General features: G+C 72.5%; 22 protein-coding genes. 12 read left to right on the top strand and 10 right to left on the bottom strand.

Annotated elements, in window-relative coordinates; all coding sequences use genetic code 11:
- Positions 1-23: 23 nt before the first annotated feature.
- The 4 genes from ngcE to SMD20_RS20300 all read left to right on the top strand — a co-directional run bounded on the left by ngcE (position 24) and on the right by SMD20_RS20300 (position 4,200).
- Entirely contained in the window at positions 24-1,433 is a 1,410-nt protein-coding gene (gene ngcE, locus SMD20_RS20315; RefSeq protein ID WP_329583403.1) for an N-acetylglucosamine/diacetylchitobiose ABC transporter substrate-binding protein, read from the top strand.
- On the top strand, positions 1,433-2,344 hold the full coding sequence (locus SMD20_RS20310) for a carbohydrate ABC transporter permease (protein ID WP_329583401.1): 912 nt from the start codon (positions 1,433-1,435) through the stop codon (positions 2,342-2,344). Before ngcE ends, SMD20_RS20310 begins: the two co-directional genes overlap by 1 nt.
- A gap of 2 nt (positions 2,345-2,346) precedes the next feature.
- A complete protein-coding gene (locus tag SMD20_RS20305; RefSeq protein WP_329583397.1) occupies positions 2,347-3,261 on the top strand; it encodes a carbohydrate ABC transporter permease in 915 nt (304 codons plus the stop codon).
- Between the two features lie 93 nt (positions 3,262-3,354).
- Positions 3,355-4,200 carry a phosphotransferase family protein gene (locus SMD20_RS20300; RefSeq protein ID WP_329583394.1) on the top strand — a complete coding sequence of 282 codons (846 nt, stop codon included), beginning with the start codon at positions 3,355-3,357 and terminating at the stop codon, positions 4,198-4,200.
- Positions 4,201-4,207: 7 nt separating this feature from the next.
- Here SMD20_RS20300 and metE read toward each other — a convergent pair whose 3' ends face one another.
- Positions 4,208-6,370 (bottom strand): 5-methyltetrahydropteroyltriglutamate--homocysteine S-methyltransferase, encoded by a 2,163-nt coding sequence (gene metE, locus SMD20_RS20295; protein WP_329583392.1) that lies wholly within the window; start codon positions 6,368-6,370, stop codon positions 4,208-4,210.
- An 82-nt stretch (positions 6,371-6,452) separates the two neighbouring features.
- Between metE and SMD20_RS20290 the strand changes: the two genes are divergently transcribed.
- Positions 6,453-7,301, top strand: a complete 849-nt coding sequence (locus SMD20_RS20290; protein ID WP_329583389.1) for a LysR family transcriptional regulator — start codon at positions 6,453-6,455, stop codon at positions 7,299-7,301.
- Positions 7,302-7,314: 13 nt separating this feature from the next.
- Here SMD20_RS20290 and SMD20_RS20285 read toward each other — a convergent pair whose 3' ends face one another.
- A complete protein-coding gene (locus SMD20_RS20285; protein WP_329583387.1) occupies positions 7,315-7,908 on the bottom strand; it encodes a CGNR zinc finger domain-containing protein in 594 nt (197 codons plus the stop codon).
- 109 nt (positions 7,909-8,017) lie between these two features.
- Here SMD20_RS20285 and SMD20_RS20280 point away from each other — a divergent pair, with 109 nt between their 5' ends.
- The 3 genes from SMD20_RS20280 to SMD20_RS20270 are packed head-to-tail and all read left to right on the top strand — an operon-like array spanning position 8,018 to position 9,570.
- Entirely contained in the window at positions 8,018-8,470 is a 453-nt protein-coding gene (locus tag SMD20_RS20280) for a VOC family protein (protein ID WP_329583385.1), read from the top strand.
- A gap of 38 nt (positions 8,471-8,508) precedes the next feature.
- Positions 8,509-9,369, top strand: coding sequence for a pyridoxamine 5'-phosphate oxidase family protein (locus SMD20_RS20275; protein WP_329583382.1), 861 nt, complete (start codon positions 8,509-8,511; stop codon positions 9,367-9,369).
- Between the two features lie 9 nt (positions 9,370-9,378).
- Positions 9,379-9,570, top strand: a complete 192-nt coding sequence (locus SMD20_RS20270; RefSeq protein ID WP_329583379.1) for a ferredoxin — start codon at positions 9,379-9,381, stop codon at positions 9,568-9,570.
- 23 nt (positions 9,571-9,593) lie between these two features.
- On the opposite strand, the gene SMD20_RS20265 is transcribed toward SMD20_RS20270, so the two are convergent.
- From SMD20_RS20265 to SMD20_RS20255, 3 genes are read right to left on the bottom strand one after another with little or no spacing between them, the layout of a single operon-like run.
- The gene (locus SMD20_RS20265) at positions 9,594-10,265 is read right to left on the bottom strand and encodes a pentapeptide repeat-containing protein (RefSeq protein WP_329583376.1); all 672 of its coding nucleotides are present in this window, start codon (positions 10,263-10,265) and stop codon (positions 9,594-9,596) included.
- 3 nt (positions 10,266-10,268) lie between these two features.
- Positions 10,269-11,801 carry a glycoside hydrolase family 3 protein gene (locus tag SMD20_RS20260; RefSeq protein ID WP_329583373.1) on the bottom strand — a complete coding sequence of 511 codons (1,533 nt, stop codon included), beginning with the start codon at positions 11,799-11,801 and terminating at the stop codon, positions 10,269-10,271.
- A 26-nt stretch (positions 11,802-11,827) separates the two neighbouring features.
- Positions 11,828-13,003, bottom strand: coding sequence for an acetyl-CoA C-acetyltransferase (locus SMD20_RS20255; protein ID WP_329583370.1), 1,176 nt, complete (start codon positions 13,001-13,003; stop codon positions 11,828-11,830).
- 97 nt (positions 13,004-13,100) lie between these two features.
- Here SMD20_RS20255 and SMD20_RS20250 point away from each other — a divergent pair, with 97 nt between their 5' ends.
- On the top strand, positions 13,101-13,769 hold the full coding sequence (locus SMD20_RS20250) for a TetR/AcrR family transcriptional regulator (protein ID WP_329583367.1): 669 nt from the start codon (positions 13,101-13,103) through the stop codon (positions 13,767-13,769).
- Positions 13,766-14,470: a DNA alkylation repair protein gene (locus SMD20_RS20245; RefSeq protein WP_329583365.1), complete on the top strand. Its 705-nt coding sequence runs from the start codon at positions 13,766-13,768 to the stop codon at positions 14,468-14,470. The genes SMD20_RS20250 and SMD20_RS20245 overlap by 4 nt, the downstream gene beginning before the upstream one ends.
- Here the strand turns inward: SMD20_RS20245 and SMD20_RS20240 are convergent.
- From SMD20_RS20240 to SMD20_RS20225, 4 genes are read right to left on the bottom strand one after another with little or no spacing between them, the layout of a single operon-like run.
- On the bottom strand, positions 14,424-15,452 hold the full coding sequence (locus SMD20_RS20240) for an NAD(P)H-dependent flavin oxidoreductase (protein WP_329583362.1): 1,029 nt from the start codon (positions 15,450-15,452) through the stop codon (positions 14,424-14,426). The two genes, SMD20_RS20245 and SMD20_RS20240, sit on opposite strands and share 47 nt — an antisense overlap.
- Positions 15,449-16,171 (bottom strand): CoA-transferase subunit beta, encoded by a 723-nt coding sequence (locus tag SMD20_RS20235; protein WP_329583360.1) that lies wholly within the window; start codon positions 16,169-16,171, stop codon positions 15,449-15,451. The genes SMD20_RS20240 and SMD20_RS20235 overlap by 4 nt, the downstream gene beginning before the upstream one ends.
- Positions 16,171-16,938: a CoA transferase subunit A gene (locus SMD20_RS20230; RefSeq protein WP_329592613.1), complete on the bottom strand. Its 768-nt coding sequence runs from the start codon at positions 16,936-16,938 to the stop codon at positions 16,171-16,173. The genes SMD20_RS20235 and SMD20_RS20230 overlap by 1 nt, the downstream gene beginning before the upstream one ends.
- A gap of 59 nt (positions 16,939-16,997) precedes the next feature.
- On the bottom strand, positions 16,998-17,726 hold the full coding sequence (locus SMD20_RS20225; protein WP_329583358.1) for an enoyl-CoA hydratase family protein: 729 nt from the start codon (positions 17,724-17,726) through the stop codon (positions 16,998-17,000).
- 54 nt (positions 17,727-17,780) lie between these two features.
- On the opposite strand from SMD20_RS20225, the gene SMD20_RS20220 reads away from it, so the two are divergent.
- Positions 17,781-18,521 carry an SDR family oxidoreductase gene (locus tag SMD20_RS20220; protein ID WP_329583356.1) on the top strand — a complete coding sequence of 247 codons (741 nt, stop codon included), beginning with the start codon at positions 17,781-17,783 and terminating at the stop codon, positions 18,519-18,521.
- On the top strand, positions 18,518-18,847 hold the full coding sequence (locus SMD20_RS20215; RefSeq protein ID WP_329583353.1) for a hypothetical protein: 330 nt from the start codon (positions 18,518-18,520) through the stop codon (positions 18,845-18,847). The genes SMD20_RS20220 and SMD20_RS20215 overlap by 4 nt, the downstream gene beginning before the upstream one ends.
- Here the strand turns inward: SMD20_RS20215 and SMD20_RS20210 are convergent, their stop codons facing one another.
- Positions 18,848-19,510 (bottom strand): NIPSNAP family protein, encoded by a 663-nt coding sequence (locus tag SMD20_RS20210; RefSeq protein WP_329583351.1) that lies wholly within the window; start codon positions 19,508-19,510, stop codon positions 18,848-18,850.
- Positions 19,511-19,631 lie beyond the last annotated feature (121 nt).

Raw genomic sequence — 19,631 nt, 5'->3', positions numbered from 1 at the left:
GTAAGAAGTCAGGAGTAGCCGTTATGCCCACCCCCCATATCAGCAGGCGTGAACTCCTCCGTGGCGCGGCCCTCGTGCCCGTGGCCGGCGCGCTCGCCGCGTGCGCCACTCCCGCCGCCAAGCCGGCGGCGTCCGGCTCGGCCGCGCCGGTCGCGACCAGCGCCGCCAACCCGTTCGGCGTGGACGGCAAGAAGCCGCTGGAGGTGTGGATCTTCGACGGCGGCTTCGGCCAGGACTACGCCAAGAACATCCACCAGCCGCTGTTCGCCGCCAAGTATCCCGACGCGCAGATCAAGCACAACGCGACCAAGGAGATCACCAAGGTCCTCCAGCCGCGCTTCGCCGGCGGCAACCCGCCCGACGTGATCGACAACTCCGGCGCCAACGCCATGGACTTCGGCGCGCTCGCCCAGGACTCCCAGCTCCAGGACCTCACGCCGCTGCTCGACGCCCCGAGCTGGGACGATCCCAACGTCAAGGTCCGCGACACCATCGACCAGGCCGTCATCGACCTCGGCACCTACGACGGCACCTTCAGCGTGCTCGGCTACGTCAACTACATCTTCGGCATCTGGTACTCCCAGAAGGCGTTCCGCGACAACGGCTGGGAGGCGCCCAAGACCTGGGACGAGTTCCTCAAGCTCTGCGAGACCATCAAGAAGTCCGGCAAGATGGCGCCCTTCACCTACGCCGGCAAGTTCCCCCAATACCTGTACGAACCGCTGCTCACCACGGCCGCCAAGATCGGCGGCAACGAGGTGCTGGTCAACATCGACAACCTGGAGGACGGCGCCTGGACCACCGAGGCCATGAAGACCTCGGCCACCGCCTGGGCGGAGATCGGCGCCAAATACCTCATGGAGGGCACTCCGGGCCTCGACCACGTCCAGACCCAGACCGCCCAGAACAAGTACAAGGTCGCGATGCTGCCCTCCGGCTCCTGGCTGGAGAACGAGCAGAAGACCACCACCCCGGCCGACTTCGAGTACGGCATGTTCCCCATCCCCGACATCACCGGCTCCGACGCGATGCCGTACGGCACCCTGCACAGCCAGCCGAGCGAGAACTTCATCGTCCCGTCCAAGTCCCCCAACCCGCAGGGCGGCATGGAGTACCTGCGGGCCATGCTGTCGAAGAAGGCGGCCGGCGACTTCAGCGAGCTGGTCAAGACCGTCTCGGTGGTCAAGGGCGCGGGCGAGGGCCGCCAGCTCTCCCCGGGCGCGGCCAGCGCCACCAAGGCGTTCGCCGACGCCGGCCAGAACGTCGTCTACTACCGCTGGCAGACCTGGTACGCCCAGCTCAAGGACGAGGCCGTCGCCGCCACCGGCGAGCTCATGACCGGCGGGCTCAAGCCGGAGGCCTACCTGGAGCGCCTGCAGAAGAAGGCCGACGAGCTCAAGAAGGACTCCTCGATCAAGAAGTACAAGCGCTGATGCTGTTCAACAGATATCGCCGCGGGCTGTTCATCACCTCGTTCCTGGCAGCCCCGGTGATTCTCTACCTGGTCTACGTGATCTCGCCGTACGCCCAGGCGTTCTACATCGCGATGACCGACTGGCGGGGCGTGACGGCCACGCCCGCCTTCGTCGGTCTGGACAACTTCGTCCGCCTGTTCAGCGACGACATCTTCTGGAAGGCCGTCACGCACAACGCGGCCCTGCTGGTGCTGCTGCCGCTGCTCACGATCGTCATCGCGCTGTTCTTCGCCTTCCTGCTCAACGTGGGCGGCGCGCAGGGCGTGACCGGCATCCGCGGGTCGAAGTTCTACCGGGTGGTGTTCTTCTTCCCGCAGGTGCTGGCCGTCGCCGTGGTGGCGGTGCTGTTCCAGCAGGTGTTCCGGCCGGACGGCAGCGGCATGCTCAACGGCCCGCTCATGGCGCTCGGCATCAGCCCGATCGGGTTCCTGTCGGACCCGGACGTGGCGTTCTGGTCGGTGCTCGGCGTCATGGTGTGGCAGGCCGTCGGCTTCTACGTCGTGCTGTTCTCGGCGGGCCTGGCGAGCATCCCCCGTGACATGTTCGAGGCGGCGCAGATCGACGGCGCCGGCCGGCTCAGCCTCTTCTTCCGCATCACGCTCCCGCTGCTCTGGGACACCCTTCAGGTCGCCTGGGTCTACCTCGGCATCCTCGCCCTGGACGTGTTCGCGATTGTGTGGGTGATGACCGACCAGCACGGCGGCCCCGACTGGTCGACCACGGTCATGGCCGCCGAGATCTACCGCAACGCCTTCCAGTACTTCCGCTTCGGCTACGCCTCCGCCCTCGGCGTGATGATGTTCTTCTTCATCGTCGGGTTCGCCGTCCTGTCGCTGCGCCTGTCCAGGCGCGAACGAATCGAGTACTAGAGATGAGCACGACGACTTGGACGGTGGCGAACTCGCGCAAGCTCGCCCGCGCGGAGCGCAGGCGGCGGCTCGGCCCGATGGGCGTGCTCACGCACGTGGCGCTGCTGGTCTGGACGCTGCTGGTGATCGTGCCGATGGTGTGGACGTTCCTGGCCTCGGTCAAGAGCGAGGACGAGATCTTCGGCGACGCCTGGTCGCTGCCCGCGGCCCTGCGCTGGGACAACTTCGGGCGGGCCTGGGAGCAGGCGCACATCGGGCAGTACATGCTCAACAGCGTGGTCGTGGTGGTGTTCAGCACGTTCGGCACGATGCTCGTCGGGTCGATGGCGGCGTACGTGCTGGCCCGCTACCCCTTCCGCGGCAACCGGGCGATCTATCTGCTGTTCGTGTCGGGCCTGGCCTTCCCCGTCTACCTGGCGTTGACGCCGCTGTTCTTCGTCGTCCAGAACATGGGGAACCTGCCGGTGGTCGGGCCGTTCATCGGCCTCAACACGCACGCCGGGCTCGTGCTGGTGTACATCGCGTACTCGATGCCGTTCACCGTCTTCTTCCTGTCGGCCTTCTTCCGTACGCTGCCGACGGCGGTGGGGGAGGCGGCCATGGTGGACGGGGCCTCGCACACGCGGGTGTTCTTCCAGATCATGCTGCCGATGGCGCGGCCGGGCATCGTCAGCATCACGATCTTCAACGTGCTGGGCCAGTGGAACCAGTACCAGCTCCCTCTGGTGCTGCTCCAGGAGCGGGACAAGTGGGTGCTCACCCAGGGCATCGCCGACATCTCGACCGCGGCCGGCTACGACCAGGACTGGTCGGCCCTGTTCGCCGCGCTGACCCTCGCCATCCTGCCGATGCTGGTCGTCTACACGGTCTTCCAGCGCCAGATCCAGGCGGGTCTGACGGCAGGTGCGGTGAAATAAGCCGGGTGTGATGAGTTGGGCCGGGTGTGATGATTTGGGCCGGTGCGCGCAAATGGCTCGCGCGCCGGCCCGTCCGCCTCTAGGGTGCGGGATGTGACTGGCGACATCCGCGCGTTGCTGGCCCGCCACCTCCCCGGCTATCAGGTCGACTCCGTCCGCCCGCTCGGCCGGGGCCTCGACCACACCGTGCACGAGGTCAACGGCGAGCTGCTGATCAGGCTGCCCAAGGCGGCCGACCCCGAGGCGCTCCGGCAGGAGGTGGAGCTCCTGGCGGCAGTCGCCGGGCTGTCGCCGCTTCCGGTGCCCGAGGTCGTCTTCGCCGACGCCGAGGCGGGCGCGCTCGCCTATCGCAAGCTGCCGGGCGAGCCGCTCAACACGAGCCCGCCGGAGCGGCCCGAGCGGCTCGCCGAGCCGCTGGGGCGCTTCCTCGCCGCCCTGCACGCCGCCGACCCCGAGCGCCTGGGCGAGCTCGCGCCGCTCGACCTCTACCCGGCCGCGACCCTCCTGGAGGAGGCCGAGCTCGACTACCGCGACGTCGAGCGGCACGTCCCCGAGGACCAGCGTCCCCTGGTCGAGCGGTTCCTGGCCGAGGAGCCGCCGGGCGAGCCCCGCTCGCTGCGCTTCTGCCACAACGACCTGGGCGCCGAGCACATCCTGGTGGACCCGGGGACGGGCGCGGTGACCGGCGTCATCGACTGGAGCGACGCCGCCGTCACCGATCCCGCGCACGACTTCGCCCGCCTCTACCGCGACCTCGGCCCCGAGGTCTTCGAGCTGGTCGTCGCCCACCACCCCGGCTCCCTGGACGAGGACGACCGGGCCCGCGTGCGCTTCTACGCCCGCTGCGCGCTGATCGAGGACCTCGCCTACGGCCTCAGCACCGGCCCACGCCACTACGCCGACGCCGCCCTCGCCCATCTGCCCTGGACGTTCGCCTGACCCCCGCTCAGATCTCGGCGCGCAGGCGGCGGGCGGCTGCGACCACGTTGGCGAGCGCCGCCTCCACCTGCTCGTACGTCCGCGTCTTCAGCCCGCAGTCCGGGTTGACCCACACCCGGCCGGCCGGCAGCGCCCGCAACGTCCTGCGCAGCAGCTCCTCGACCTCCCCGGACGAGGGCACCCGGGGCGAGTGGATGTCGTAGACGCCCGGCCCGAGCCCGCGCCCGAACCCCTCCACCGCGTCCAGGATGCGCGCCCCCGACCGGGCCGACTCGATGGTGGTCACGTCGGCGTCCAGCCCGTCGATCGCGGCCAGGATCTGGTCGGCGTCCGAATAGCAGAGGTGTGTGTGGATCTGCGTGCTGTCGCCGGCCCCCGACGTGGCCCTCCGGTACGCCGCCACCGCCCACTCCAGGTATTCCTCCTGCGCCGCCCGCCGCAGCGGCAGCAGCTCGCGCAGCGCCGGCTCGTCCACCTGGATGATCGGCACCCCGGCCGCCTCCAGGTCGGCCACCTCCTCCCTGACGGCCTCCGCGACCTGGAACACCACGTCACGCAAGGGCAGGTCGTCGCGGCGGAACGACCAGGCCACGATCGTCACAGGACCGGTCAGCATGCCCTTGACCGGCCGGTCCGTCAGCGACCGGGCGTACTCCGCCCACCGGACGGTGATCGGCGCCGGCCGGCGCACGTCGCCGTACAGGATCGGCGGCCGGGTGCAGCGCGAGCCGTAGGACTGGACCCAGCCGTTCCTGGTGACCGCGAACCCGTCGAGGCGCTCGGCGAAGTACTGCACCATGTCGTTGCGCTCGGGCTCGCCGTGCACGAGCACGTCCAGGCCGAGCCGTTCCTGCAGCCGGATCGCCCGCTCGATCTCGGCGGCGACGCGCCGCTCGTAGGCGTCCTCGGTCAGGGTGCCCGCCGCGACGGCGGCGCGGGCCGCGCGCAGCTCCCCGGTCTGTGGGAACGAGCCGATCGTGGTGACCGGCAGCGGCGGCAGCCCGAGGCGCGCGGCCTGCGCCGCCGCCCGCACCGGGTAGGGGGCCCGGCCCCCGGCCGGCGGCGGGTCCGCGAGCGCCACGGACGGCCCGCTCTCCTGGAGCCCGGTCGCGGGCAGGTCGCCCAGCGCTCCCGCCAGGGCGACGACCTCGGCCACCTTCTGGTCGGCGAAGGCGAGGCGGGCCCGCAGCCCGGGATCCAGCTCCGGCTCGTCCGCCACGTCGTGCGGCACGTGCAGCAGCGAGCACGACGTGCTCACCGCGACCCGCTCCGCCCCGGTCGCGGACAGGGCCGCCAGCGCGGCCAGCGCCCGCTCCGGCGGGGTCCGCCACACGTCCCGCCCGGACACCACGCCCGCGACCACGGTCTTCCCCGTCAGGTCGGCGGCGGGGACGCCGCCCCGTACCAGGTCCAGGCCGATCGCCTCCACCGGCGTGGCGGCCAGCGCGGGCAGCGCCGCGCCCAGCTCCCCGAAGTACGACGCCACGAACAGCCGGGGCCGCGCCCGCACCGCGCCCAGCCGCTCGTAGGCGGCGCGCACGGCGGCCAGCTCCTCCGGCGTCCGGTCGGCCGCCAGCGCGGGCTCGTCGAGCTGCGCCCAGGCCACGCCCTCGGCGGCCAGCTCGCCCAGCAGCTCCTCGTAGAGGGGGAGCACGTCGTCCAGCCGGTCGAGCGCCCCGGCGAGCAGCACGAACGTCACCGGCCCCACGAACACGGGACGGGTCTCGTAGCCGAGGGCGCGCGCCTCCCGGATCTCGCCGAGCGGCTTGGCCGCGTCCAGCTTGAGCGTGGTCTCCGGGCCGAGCTCGGGGACCAGGCAGTGGTAGTTCGTGTCGAACCACTTCGTCATCCGCAGCGGCGCGAGCCCGTCGGTGCCCCTGGCCATCGCGAAGTAGGGGTCGGCGGCCTCCCGGTACCGCTCCGGCACCGCGCCCAGCAGCACCGCCGTGTCGAGCACGTGGTCGTACAGGGAGAACGTGTTGGACGGCAGCCCCTCCAGCCCCAGCCCGGCCAGCCTGTGCCAGGTCCGCGCGCGCAGCTCCGCCCCGGCCTGCTCCAGCTCGGCCCGCGTGCTCCGCCCGTCCCAGTACGACTCCAGCGCCCGCTTCAGCTCCCTGCGCGGCCCGATCCGCGGATATCCCAGCACGGTGGACGTCGGAAACGGCGTCATCTTGCCCCTCGGCTTCCTCTTCGGCGTACGAGTGATCGCCGTGATCGTGCCGATCCGGAGCCGGGTGGTGCACCATGGATCGATGCTGCTTATGCTCAGGGAGATCCACTGCTTCACGCGGGTCGCCGCCAGGCTGAGCTTCTCGGCCGCCGCCGCCGACCTGGGCATGTCGCAGCCGGCGATGAGCCAGGCCATCACCCGCCTGGAGCGCGCCTCCGGGGTCCGCCTCTTCGAGCGTTCGGCCCGCGAGGTACGCCTCACCGCCGCGGGCAAGGCCCTGCTGCCCTACGCCGAGCAGGCGCTGGAGTCGGTCGCCGCATTCACCGCCGAGGCCGCCAGGCTCGCCCGCCCGACCATTCACCTGGCTTATCCACCGCTCGTCGGCACGCTCGCCGCCCGCGTCGTCCGCCGCCTGGCCGGGCGTGTCCCGTCGATCGGGGTGGAGCTGCGGGCGGCCGGGCGCGCCGAGGCCGCGCGGGCGCTGGCGGCGGGCGAGGTCTCGGCGGCCATCCTCGCCACCCCGGCCCCGGCCGCGTTCGTCACGGCGGCCCGTTTCCACGTGACCGTCGACCACGTGGCGGTGCCCGCCGCGCACCGCCTGGCCGCCCGGCCCCGGCTGGCTCCCGACGACCTGGCCGGCCAGACCCTGCTCACCCCCTCCGCCCGCCCGTGGGCCGGGCTGCCCGGCCACGCCCGGCTGGTGCCCGACGACGACTTCGCCGCCGGTCTCGACCTGGTCGCGGCGGGCGCGGGCGTGCTGCCGATCCCGCAGCTCCTGGTCCGCGCCGTACGCAGGGACGACGTGCGCTTCGTGCCGCTGGAGGCGGGGGAGCTGCGGATCACGTACGCGCTGGCGTGGTCGAGGGAACGGGTGACGCCCGAGCTCATGGCCCTGGTGCAGGCCGTCCAGGACGCCCTGTGGACCAGGTAAGGGGCCTGACTCCTCAGCCTTGCCGCACCTTGGCGTAGTGGCGCGCGGCGCGCGCCCGGTTGCCGCAGCCGGCTGAGCACCACTCGCGCCGGGTGGTGTCGCGGACGAAGTACAGCACGCAGCCGGGGCCGTGACAGGCGCGCAGCTCGTGGCGGAGCGGCCCGGCGAACAGGACGACGGCCTCCTCGGCCAGCGCGGCGATCGCGGCCGCGACAGGCCGGCCCGCGGTGCAGACCGCCAGGTGCGGTTCGGGGGTCGTGCGCAGCTCGTGCCAGCGCGGGGTCTGACGCGCGTGACCGTTGAGCACCGCGACGGCGGCGGGATCAGGAGCACGACCGTCGACGGCCGCAGCGGCGAGGGCCCGGACGGCGTCCCGGACCTCCCTGGCGGCGTGCAGGTCGCTGTCGCTCACCTCACGCAGGTCGGCGTCGGTGAGCGGGACCGCCAGGCGTGGGCGCATGTCGCGCAGCCACGCGGCCAAGTGCTCGGTGCTCTGCAGGCCGTCCTTGGGGCGGCCCCGCACCGCGTACGAGGTGTTGGCGAGTTCGATCGGCGGCGGTTCGCCGAGGAACGGGGCGCCGCCGCCTGCGAGGTGTGCCACTTCCACCTTTCTAACGCTACCGGCCGGTTGACACCATGAGAAATCGTCTGCCATATTTCTAACGCTTGCAGCGGCAGTCAGCCGTTAGAAACCGCGCTCACTCTGGAGATCCCCCATGACCACACCGGCCCTGCAGACCGGGCACGTCGCCCTGAACGTCACCGACCTGGCACGTTCCATCGCCTTCTACCGCCAGGTCTTCGGCTTCGAGACCCTGGCCGAGCAGACCGACGGCGAGCGCAGGTTCGCCTTCCTCGGCCGCGACGGCGCCCTCGTCCTGACGCTGTGGCAGCAGAGCGGCGGCGCCTTCCCCACGGATCGCCCCGGACTGCACCACCTGTCGTTCCAGGTGCCCGACATCGAGGCGGTCCGCCGCCACGAGGCCGTCCTGCGTGACCTCGGCGTGCGGTTCGCCTACGACGGGGTCGTCCCGCACGGCGAGGGCGCGTCCTCGGGCGGCGTCTTCTTCAGCGACCCGGACGGCATCCGCCTGGAGATCTACGCGCCCACCGGCGCCGAGACCTCGTCGGCGCCCGTCCAGGGCGCCCCCACCTGCGGCTTCTTCTAGGAGAAAGGGTTCGCATGTTCCATCGAGGTGAGCGTGTCGTGCAGCGCCGTGCCGGTCTGACCGTCGACGGCTGGGGGTCGGCGGGCGTGGGCACGACCATCCCCCAGGTGGCTGCGGACTTCCTCGGGCAGCAGCGCCTGGTGGTCATCGCGGCCGCGGACGAGACGGGCGCCGCATGGGCCGGCGCGCTCACCGGCCCGCCGGGCTTCGTGACCGTGCCCGACGACCGCACCATCATCGCCGACCGGCTGCCCGGAGCCGGCGATCCGCTGGCCGGCCTCTTCGGCACCGAGCGGCCGGTCGGCATGCTCGCGATCGAGCCGGCCACCCGGAGACGGATGCGGGTCAACGGCCGCGCCCACGACGACGGCGGCCGCCTGGTGATTCAGACCGAGCAGGTGTACTCGAACTGCCCGAAGTACATCCAGACCCGCGCCTACGTCACCGATTCCCCCTCGGTCAGCAGGACGGCGCTCGTCACCGGCGAGCTCGCCGCCGACCACCGGCGGTGGATCGCCGGGGCCGACACGTTCTTCATCGCCACGTACGCGGCCGGGCTGGGCGCCGACGCCTCGCACCGGGGTGGCAACCCCGGCTTCGTCACCGTGACCGGCGACCGCCGGCTGACCTGGCCCGACTACGTCGGCAACGCGATGTACATGACATTGGGCAACCTCGAACTCGAACCGCGCTGCGGGCTGCTCTTCCTCGACTGGGAGAACGGCCACACCCTGCACCTGACCGGCCGCGCCCGCGTGGACTGGGACCCGGACAGGGCGGCCGCCGTACCGGGCGCGCAGCGCCTGATCGACTTCGACGTCGAGAAGATCGTCCACATCGCCGGCGACGTCCCCCAGCGGTGGTCGTTCGGCAAGTACTCCCGCTTCAACCCCACCTGAAAGGCGACCATGCGCGTCCGTGTCGACAGGACCCTGTGCCAGACCCACGCCCAATGCGTTTTCGCCGCTCCGGAGGTGTTCGCCCTCGATGACGACGACGAGCTGGTGTACGACGCCGCACCCGCCGACGCGTCGTGGCCCGCCGTCGAGCAGGCCGCTCGGGCGTGCCCCGTACAAGCCGTCTTCCTGGACGAAGACTGAGCCACGTTTTCGTGCGATCGTCGCTAGAGGACGGTGATGCCCCGGGCGGCGAGGATGGCGTTGGCCTGGGTCTGGTTGATGATCGCGCCCGCGAAGGCGCGCAGCTTGGCGTCGTCGGGCTGCCCGAGGTCGGCGCCCCGCAGGTCGGCCTTGGCGAACGTGGTGCCGAGCAGCCGGGTGCCGATGAAACGGCAGTCGCTGAAGGTGGCGCCGGTGAAGTCGCAGCCCGACAGGTCGGCGTCGTCGAAGCGCACGCCCTCGACCAGCTCGCCCCGCAGCGAGCAGCCGCCGAGGTTGGCGAGGGTCAGGTTGGAGCGGGACAGCCGGAAGCCGGTGCCGCGCGAGGCGGTCAGCGAGGCGCCGATCATGCGGCAGCCGGTGAAGGAGGCGTCGGTGAGCAGCGCCCCGGCGAACTGGGCCGAGGACAGGTCGACGTCGGTGAAGGCGGCGTCGATGAGGTCGGCGTCGTTGAAGCGGACCCGCATCCCGCCCCCGCCGGTGAACACCGCACCGTCGAGGTCGGCCCGGCGGAAGTCGGTCTGGTCGAGCACGCACGCGTCGAAGACGGCCCCGCCCAGCGAGGCGCCCCACAGGTCGGTCTCGGTGAGGTCGCAGCCGCGGAAGACGTGCGGCTCGCCGGGCGGCAGCCGCTCGCTCAGCGCCTTGCGTGAGAGGTCCTCGCCGTCGAATTCCACGGCTCAGAGCCTACCGGTCAGGACCTCCGCCGCCGCCTGCCCGCAGACCCGGGCGGAGCCGTACGTGGCGACGTGCGCCGCGCCGAGGTCGGCCCGCGCGGGCAGGCCCATCTCGACCACGACGGCGTCCGGGCGGGCGCTCAGCAGGTGCCCCAGCGCCTCGCCCTGCCAGGCGTAGCGGTGCGCGTCGCGTACCGCGATCACCAGCGGGCGGCCGATCGCCGCGCCGAGCAGCCGCTCCAGCGCCGCGCCCGTCGCCTCGGCGGCGGTCAGCCTGGCGATGGTGGTGCCGGGCAGCAGGCGCGACAGCGGCTCGCCGACGCCCCACGGGGTGTTCTTGTCGATGGCGAGGTTCATCTCGGGCGCCAGCTCCACGACGGACGCCGGGCCGGACAGCGGCAGCACTGCGGCGGCGGAGCGGCGGGTCACCCGCACGGCCCGCCGGGCCGCGACCAGCCCCAGCCCACCGTCCCGCGAGCCGGCCCCGGCGCCAGTGGAGCCGCCCGTAGAGCCGCCCGTGGAGCCGCCCTTAGAGCCGCCCGAGGAGGCGGCGGCCCAGGTCGCCAGCTCGCGGACCCGGCGTGCGGCGTCGGCCAGCCGCTCCTCGGGCAGCAGTCCGTCGGCGACGGCGGCGGCGATGGCGTCGCGGATCTCCACGGCCGTCGCCTCGTCGGCCCGCTCGCCGCCCACGCAGATCGCGTCCGCCCCGGCGGCGATGGCGCGGGCGGCGGCGCCCCCGATGCCGTACGCCTCCGACACCGCCGCCATCTCGATGCCGTCCGTGATGATCACGCCGTCGAAGCCCAGCTCCTCGCGGAGCAGCCCGGTGAGCACCTTGGGGCTGAGCGTGGCGGGCAGCTCGGCGTCGTACGACGGCACGAGCAGGTGCCCCGTCATGACCGTCCTGACGCCCTCCTTGATCGCCTCGCGGAAGGGCAGCAGCGCGTCCTCGAAGCCGTCCCCGGCGACCACGGGCACGCCGTGATGCGAGTCCACGGAGGTGTCGCCGTGCCCGGGGAAGTGCTTGGCGCAGGCCGCGACGCCCGCCGCCTGGAGGCCGCGGACGAACGCCCGCGTGTGCCGGGCGACCAGCTCAGGCTCCGCGCCGAACGCCCGCAGCCCGATGACCGGGTTGTCCGGGTTGGAGTTGACGTCGGCGGACGGCGCGAAGTCGATGGTGATCCCGGCTCTCGCCAGGTCCGCGCCGAGGTCGCGGGCGACGGCCTCGGTCAGGGCCTCGTCGTCCACGACGCCGAGCGCGTACGCGCCGGGCCGGCTGCTGCCGCCGGCCACCTCCAGGCGGGTGACCTCGCCCGACTCCTCGTCGACGCCGACGAGCACCAGGGGGTTCTCGGCGCGCAGCGCGGCGGTGAGCCCGGCGAGCTGGTCAGGGTCGGCGATGTTGCGCGTGAACAGCGCCACCCCCGCCAGCCCCTCGCCGAGTCTGCGGCGGAGCCAGTCGGGTGGCGTCCGCCCGGCGAAGCCCGGGAAAAGGACGGCGTCGGCGAGGCGCAGCAGGTCACCGCTCTGTGGCATGCCTCCGAATCTAATAGGAAAGTTTCTTATTTGCTAGAGGCATCTTCTGACGTCAGGCGTTCGATGACGGTGACGTTGGCCTGGCCGCCGCCCTCGCACATCGTCTGCAGGCCGTACCTGCCGCCGGTCCGCTCCAGCTCGTGCAGCAGCTTGACGGCGAGCACCGCGCCGGTCGCGCCGAGCGGATGGCCGAGGGCGATCGCGCCGCCGTTCGGGTTGACCCGGGCGGGATCGGCCCCGGTCTCCTTGATCCAGGCCAGCACGACCGGGGCGAACGCCTCGTTGACCTCGATGGCGTCGAAGTCGTCGATGGACATGCCGGTCCTGCCGAGCGCGTACGCGGTGGCCGGGATCGGCGCGGTCAGCATCGTGATCGGGTCGTCCCCGCGGGCCGACAGGTGGTGGACGCGGGCGCGCGGGGTCAGGCCGTGGTCGCGTACCGCGCGGGGGGAGGCGATGAGCAGGGCGGCGGCCCCGTCGGAGATCTGCGAGGCGAGCGCGGCGGTCATCCGGCCACCAGGGACGAGGGGCTTCAGCGCGGCCATCCGCTCCGGCGTGGTGTCCCGTCGCGGGCCCTCGTCGTCGTTCACGCCGTCGCAGGGGGCGATCTCCCGCCGGAAACATCCGGCGTCGATGGCGCGCAGGGCCCTGCGGTGCGACTCGTACGCGTACCGCTCCATCTCCTCGCGCGACAGGTCCCACCGCTCGGCGATCCGCTCCGCGCCGGCGAACTGGGAGACCTCCTGGGTGCCGTACCTGGCGGCCCAGCCCTTGGAGCCGGTGAACGGGTCCGCGTGCCCGAGCGCCTGCCCGGCGAGCATGGCCGAGGAGATCGGGATCATGCTCATGTTCTGCACGCCGCCCGCCACGACCAGGTCGCTCGTGCCCGACAGCACGGCCTGGGCGGCGAAGTGCAGCGCCTGCTGGGCCGAGCCGCACTGGCGGTCCACCGTGACGCCGGGCACCTCCTCGGGCAGCCCGGCGGCCAGCCAGCAGGTACGGGCCACGTCCCCCGCCTGCGGTCCGACGGTGTCCACGCAGCCGAAGATGACGTCCTCGACGGCCGAGGGATCGGCGTCCACGCCGCTCATCAGCTCCTTGAGCACGTGGGCGCCGAGGTCGGCGGGATGGGTGCGGGCCAGGCCGCCGTTCCTGCGCCCGACGGGGCTGCGGACGGCGCCGACGATGTAGGCCTCTCTCATCCCGGCATCCTAACAAGCGCTTGGTAAAGCGCGGAATGCCGGATGAGCTGGGCTCGTCGTGTGAACAAGCGATTGTGCGAGGGCTCATAATGGTGGTGTGACCACGCGAAAGAACTCCGGCACCACCACCACACCGGCGAAGCGCCAGCGGGCCGCATCAGGCTCGGCCTCCGAGCGCCGCGACCACCTCGTCAAGCTCGCCGCGGAGCTCTTCGCGCGCAAGGGCTTCCAGGCCACGACCGTACGCGAGATCGCCGACGAGGCCGGCATCCTCTCCGGAAGTCTCTACCACCACTTCGACTCCAAGGAGACGATCGTCGACGAGGTGCTCTCCACCTTCCTCGACGACCTCATCGCCCGCTACCGCGCCGCCGTCGACACCACCGCCGACCCGCGCACGGTGCTGTCGGAGATGGTCCGCATCGGCTTCGGCACCCTGGAGCCCCACCGGGCCGCCATCACCGTCATGCAGAACGACTGGAACTACCTGCGCCAGTTCGAGCGCTTCAACTACCTCGTCAAGGCCGAGGACGAGGTCGAGCAGATCTGGGTCACCCAGATCAAGGCCGGCCAGGCCGCCGGGCAGTTCCGCGCCGACGTCGACCCCAAGCTCACCTACCGCATGATCCGCGACACCATCTGGGTCGCCGTCCGCTGGTTCCGCCCGGGAGGCAGGCTCAACACCAACGGCCTGGCCGAGCACTACATCACGGTGTTGTTCGACGGCCTCGCCACCGGCGAGCGGACGACCCAGCCCCAGGGATGAGCCTCGGCAAAGCGGTCCGGCTGGCCCTCCAGGAGGCGGCCGAGCCGGACAAGGCGGAGACGATGCGGGCCTACATGAAGTCGCCCATGCCGTTCCTCGGCGTCCAGGCGGTGCCGCGGCGGGCCACGCTCCGGCGCGTCTTCGCCGAGCACCGCATCGACAGCGCCCCCGAGTGGCGGCGCACGGTCCTCACGCTGTGGCGGGAGGCGGAATACCGCGAGGAGCGCTACGCCGCCGTCGACCTGTCCGGCCACCACTACTACCGGCGCTTCCAGACCCTCTACACCGTCCCCATGTACGAGGAGATGATCGTCACCGGCGCCTGGTGGGACCTCGTGGACGAGCTGGCCACCCACCGCGTCGGCGCCCTGCTCGCCGCCTACCCCGACTCGATGCGCCCCCTCATGCTGGAGTGGGCGCACGACGCCGACCTGTGGAAGCGCCGCACCGCGATCCTCTGCCAGAACCGCTTCAAGTCCCGCACCGACACCGCGCTGCTGTACGCCTGCATCGAGCCCAGCCTGTCGGACAACGACTTCTTCGCCCGCAAGGCGATCGGCTGGGCGTTACGCGAATACGCCAAGACCAACCCGGCCGAGGTCGTCCGCTACGTCCGCGCCAAGGGCCTGTCGGGCCTGAGCCGCCGCGAGGCGCTCAAGAACGTCCCAGACGGCCTAGCGCCTCCGCCGCCTCGGCCATGATCCGCTCCACGAGCTCCTGACACGTCGGCAGGTCGTCGATGACCTCCACGACCTGCCCCGACGCCATCACGCCGAGGTCCGCCCTGCCCTCCACCATGGCCGCGCGCAGCAACATCGGCGTGTTGGCCGCCTGCAGCACCTGCGCCCAGGTCAGCTCCCTGCCGCGGCGCATCCGGCGGCCCTCGCGCAGCATCGCCGCCCACGACAGGCCCGACAGCCGCTTGAAGCGGGCCCCGTTCAGCACCGCGCGGGCCAGGCGCAGGCGTTCCAGCCCGGCCACGAACGGCGTGGCGAGCACCCGGTGCGGCACCCCGTCCACCTTGGTGGTCACCACGGTCTCGCGGGCGGCCAGATAGACCTTCTTCACCTCGTCCGGCACGGGCGAGTCGGCGGTCAGCAGGAAGCGGGTGCCCATGGCGACGCCGCAGGCCCCGTACGCCAGGGCCGCCACCAGGCCGCGCCCGTCGAAGAAGCCGCCGGCCGCGATCACCGGGATGTCCACCGCGTCCACCACCTGGGGCAGCAGCAGGGTGGTGGCGAGCGGTCCGGTGTGGCCGCCGCCCTCGCCGCCCTGCACGATGACGGCGTCCACGCCCCACGCCGCCACCTTCTCGGCGTGCCGGCGCGCGCCCACCGACGGGATCGTGACCACGCCCGCGTCCTTGAGCCGGGCGATCAGGTCCCGCCGGGGCGCCTGCGCGAACGAGGCCACCCGCACGCCCTCGCGCACCAGCACCTCCACCCGCTCGGCCGCGTCGTCGGCGTCGGAGCGCAGGTTGACGCCGAACGGCTGGTCCGTACGCTCCTTGACGCGGCGGATGGCCGCGGTCATCTCCTCGACCGACAGGGTGGCCGCGCCGATCACGCCCAGCGCCCCTGCCCGCGAGGCGGCCGCCGCGAGCCGGGCGCCCGCGACGTACCCCATGCCGGTCTGCACGATCGGATGCCGGCAGCCCACCAGCGTGGTCAGCGCGGTCCTCACGCCGCGACCTCGCGCTCGCGGGCCCGGCCGGGGTCGAGCCGGTCGAGCACGTCCAGCTCCGCGGCGGTCGGCTCCCTCGTCACCGGCACCTCGGCGGGCACGGTCAGCTCGAAGCCGGTCGCCGCCACCACCTCGGCCACGCTCACGCCCGGATGCACCGACGCCAGCCGCATCGACCCGTCCGGGGTGGCGAAGTCGAGCACGGCGAGGTTCGTGACCACGCGGCGCAGGTCGTACGCGCCCCGGTCGGTGCCGAGCCCGCTCACCATGTCCACCCGCGGCACGAACACGCGCGGCGTGTGCCGGGGGATCCAGTAGCTCGTCGGGTCGCACCGGGTGTTGCCCGGCGCGCCGCGCACGCCCAGGAGCTGCGCCTTCGGCCGGGCCCAGTCGCCGATGCAGGAGATGTTGGTGTTGCCGTGCCGGTCGATCTGGCTCGCGCCGAGCATGACGTGCCGGCGGCCGTTCAGCACCAGCCACAGGTGGTCGCGGAACGGCAGCCACCCCTCCACGACCTCCGGAGGCCGCCCCAGGGCGGGCACGTCATCGGTGAGCAGGCAGACGCCGTCGTGGGTGAGCAGATCGGGCTCGAACGTCAGCCGCGCCAGCCGCGCCGCCAGCACCGTGACCGCCCCGCCGATCCCGGCCGCGAGGATCTCGCCGTCGCCGCGGAACGCCTCCGCGCAGGCCAGCACGCACACGTCAGCCCTGCTCGTCATCACGCCCTGTCTCCATGTAGCGCCGTCTCCACGTAGCGCCGCTGCCGCTCCTCGTCGCGCCCGTAGTCCGGCTCGCACGCGGTGAACCCGGCCCCGCCGGGCGCCTCCACCACGCCGGTCACCATGGACCTGCTGATCAGCAGCGACTGCACCGGCCCCTCCTTCAGCAGGTCGGCGGTGTCGACCAGGCGCTCGCAGGAGACGTAGCAGCGGGCCGCCGCCTTGGCGTAAAGGTCGTCGAAGTACGGGTCGGGCCCGAGATACTGGGCGTTGCCCCGGGCGTCGGCCCGGTTGAGGTGCACCAGCGCCACGTCCAGGGTGAGCGCGGGCACCGCGACCAGCTCCTCCCCGTCCCCGTACGGCGAGTACACCGTCCGCAGCTCGGGGTTGACCCGCAGCACGTCCGAGCCGAGACCCGCCCGCGTCGGCAGGAACGGCAGCCGGTGCGCCGCCGCCAGCAGGCCGAACATGAACATGCCCTCGTCGTACTCGGTGAACTCGATCTCCCCGGCCTGCCGGGCGCGGCGGAAGTGCGGCTCCAGCGGGATGGAGTCGAGCGTGACGAACGGGGCCACCACCCGGCGCACCTTCCCGGCCGCGCACAGCATGCCGACGTCCGGCCCGCCGTACGAGACGACGGTCAGGTCACGGACGGGGGAGCGCAGGACGGCCGCCACCAGAGCCATCGGCTTGCGCCGCGACCCCCAGCCGCCGATGCCGACGGTCATGCCGCTCTCCAGCCCGGCCGCGACCTGCTCGGCGGTCATCACCTTCGTCCCGGTCCCCTTCAGGCGGGTCCCCTTCGAGCGGGTCCCCTTCGAGCGGGTCACCGGAACCGCTCCCTGTGCCGCTCGCCCGCGCCCATCAGGTTGAGCTCGAAGGTGAACCCCTGCTCGAAGCGGTAGCTGCGCCGGACGTCCACCGGGTCGATGCCGTTGAGCGACTCCTTGGCGCGGCGGACGACGTACGGGTCCTTGGCCGCGATCTGCCCCGCCACCTCCAGCGCCGCCTCGCGCAGCTTGTCGCGCGGCGCGACCTCCAGCACCGAGCCGAACGCGTGCAGCTCGGCCGCCGTGACATTCCTGCACGTGTAGACCATGGCCCGCATCAGGTGCTGCGGCACCAGCCGGGCGAGGTGGGTGGCCGCGCCGAGCGCGCCCCGGTCCACCTCGGGCAGCCCGAAGTAGGCGTCCTCGGCGGCCACCACGACGTCGGCGTTGCCGGCCAGGCCGACCCCGCCGCCCAGGCAGTGCCCGTGAACGGCGGCGATCACCGGGACCGCGCACTCGTAGACGGCGGCGAAGGCGGCGTAGCAGGCCCGGTTGACGGCGACCAGCGCCTCGTGGCCGGGGGAGTCCCGCAGCTCCTTGATGTCCACCCCGGCGTTGAACCCGCGTCCTTCGGCCCGCAGCACGACCACCCGGGTCGCGGGGTCGTCCCCGGCCGCCCGCAGGGTCGTGGCCAGCTCCTCCCAGGCCCTTACGGTCAGCGCGTTCACCGGGGGGACGTCCATGACGACCTCGGCGACCGGCCCGGCCCGCAGCGTGATCCCCATCCCGCCGCCCCACCTCCTGGTTGCACCTAACGCTTGCTTGGTACGGTAGCACCCGTGACCGTCACTTACGACTACGCGGGCAGGTCCGTCCTGGTGACCGGCGGCACCAAGGGCATCGGGCTCGGCGTCGCGCGAGCCTTCGCGCGGGCCGGCGCCGACGTCACCGTGTGCGCCCGGCACCCGCCAGAGCGGCCGGAGTTCCGGTTCGTCCCCGCCGACGTGCGCGCGCCGGAGGACGTCGAGCGGCTGATGGCCGGGTTCGGGCGGCTCGACGTGGTGGTCAACAACGCGGGCGGGTCGCCGTACGCGCCGCTGGCGGGCACCTCGCCGCGCCTGCACGCCCGGGTCATCGAGCTCAACCTGACGGCCCCGCTCCTGGTCGCGCAGTACGCCCGGCCCCTGCTGGCGGCCACGCGCGGGGCGGTGGTGATGATCGGCAGCGCGAGCGGCGTACGCCCCTCGCCCGGCACCTCCGCCTACGGCGCCGCCAAGGCGGGACTGCACCACCTGGCCCGCTGCCTGGCCGCCGAGTGGGCGCCCGAGGTGCGGGTCAACACGGTCGTGGTGGGCCTGGCCGCGACCGAGGCCGCCACCACCGGCCACTACGGCGACCAGGGCCTGGGGGCGGCGATCCCGGCCGGCCGCCTCGCCACCCCCGCCGACGTGGCGGAGGCGTGCCTCTGGCTCGCCGCCCCCGGCTACGTGACGGGCGCCGAGGTACGGGTGGACGGCGGCGGCGAGATCCCCCTCTGGCGTAACCTCGCGGAGAACGGGGCCGAGGGGGAACGCTCATGATCCAACGTCTGCACCCGCGATTCAGCGCCGCCGAGATCGCCGTCATGGTCTACGCGGCCGTCATCGCGCTGGCCGGGGCGGTCTCCCTCGCCGGCGTGCTCATGGGCAAGGACACCGTCGTGCTGTGGCCGCTGGCGCTGGTCAGCCTTCCCCTGAGCGTCCTCTGGAGCCGGCTGGCCACCTTCGGCGCGGTGCCCGACGAGCTGTGGTGGCTGGTCCCGTTCCTGGCGTGGGCGACGCTGCTCCTCACGGGCCTCGCGCAACCCGCGATCATCTGGGGGCTGCTGCGCCGCGCACGCCGGCGCCGGCAGTCCTCGGGAGGATGATCAGCGCATGGCGGAGCGCGCCGTGGGGCGCAGGCGGAGCCGCTGGGGCGCCGCCGTCAGTCGCGACTCCACCAGCGGCAGGTCCACGGCCGCGAGGTCCGGCACGTCCTCGTCCCGTTCCCACCGGGCGAACCATACGAACATGTTCACCCCGCTCCGCACCGGCAGCCGGGGGAAGGTGTTCTCGGCGTGCTCGGTGGCGAAGGACGCGACCGGCGGCGCCCCGGCCTCCGTCAGCGCGGGCGCGACCACGGTGGCGAAGTGGCCGGCCAGATCACCCTCCACGGGATAGATCGTGGCGACGTACGCGGCCGGAGGCGGCGTGACAGCCCCCACCGGCGGCCGTGGCCGCAGGGCGGGCTCGGTCAGCGCACGCAGCAGCAGCACGTCGTCGGAGTCGAGCATCGTGGCGTTGGCCTCCTCCCGGTGGGCGAGCCACACCGGCCCCGAGTAGAAGCTCTCCAGCGCCGCCTTCCTCGCCGCCATGTCGGGAAAGCCGCGCAGCCAGGTGAAGGTGCCGGGCGCGTCCGCGTCGCGGAAGGTGCCGGGCACCCGCATGCCGGCGGCCTCCTGCGGCTCGACGAACTCCCGCTCGAACAACTCGATGAGGGCGTCGCGCCGCCCGGGGCGCAGGGTGTAGCGCCGCAGTTCGTAGATCGTCATGGCAGGCGACGGTAGGGCCGGGTCGCTGACAGTCCATGTCAGTGTCCCGTCCGCGCCGAACAAAATTCTGACTACTTTCAGCTACTCTTCGGCAACTGTGAGTTATAGGCTCGCCATGAGA

This window comes from Nonomuraea sp. LP-02 (assembly GCF_036289125.1).
Lineage (GTDB): Bacteria > Actinomycetota > Actinomycetes > Streptosporangiales > Streptosporangiaceae > Nonomuraea > Nonomuraea bangladeshensis.
This window is presented reverse-complemented; position numbering and strand designations above follow the sequence as displayed.